General features: G+C 69.6%; 1 protein-coding gene and 1 pseudogene. Both read right to left on the bottom strand.

Annotation, left to right across the window (positions count from 1 at the left end):
* The coding region (locus ACK4S7_RS13170) for a cyclic pyranopterin monophosphate synthase MoaC (protein ID WP_409647713.1) at nucleotides 1-339 on the bottom strand (339 nt) is incomplete at its 3' end.
* An 80-nt stretch (nucleotides 340-419) separates the two neighbouring features.
* Nucleotides 420-575: pseudogene (locus ACK4S7_RS13165) on the bottom strand (indole-3-glycerol-phosphate synthase TrpC); the annotation flags it as partial.

The raw sequence follows: 575 nt of genomic DNA, 5'->3' as shown, positions 1-575 counted from the left end.
GGCGGTGACGCCGCCGTCATCGGGGGCGAGGTCGAGGGTGACCTTGCTCAGTGCGAGCGGGTGGCAGAGCGGGATCAGCTCGCTGGTCTTCTTCGCCGCCATGATCCCGGCAATGCGCGCAACTGCTAGGACATCACCCTTCTTGACCAGCCCGTCGCGGATCGCGGTCGCGGCCTCGGCCGACATGGTGATGCGGCCGGTGGCGACGGCGGTGCGCTGCGTCTCGGCCTTCCCGCCGACATCAACCATGCGCGCCGCGCCGGTGTCGTCGAGATGGGTCAAATTCCCCTCCCGCTCGCGGGAGGGGTTAGGGGAGGGCGTGTTCTCGGGGGCGGACATTGGTTTGACATGCCCTCCCCCGACCCCTCCCGCAAGCGGGAGGGGAGAAGAAGTGCCCGCCGCTGCAAGCGGAAGGGAGGTTAGCCGATCATCGCCCGCGTCGCCGCCTCGACATCGTCCTGCCGCATCAGCGACTCGCCGATCAGGAAACAGCGCACGCCCCGTTCGGCCATCGCGTCGAGGTCGGCGCGGGCGGTGAGGCCGCTTTCGGCGACGAAGGTGCACTCTTCGGGCGC

The organism is Sphingorhabdus sp. (assembly GCF_046292425.1).
GTDB lineage: Bacteria > Pseudomonadota > Alphaproteobacteria > Sphingomonadales > Sphingomonadaceae > Sphingorhabdus_B.
Note: the sequence above shows the minus strand (reverse complement) of the source record. Positions and strands in the feature narration are given on the sequence as shown.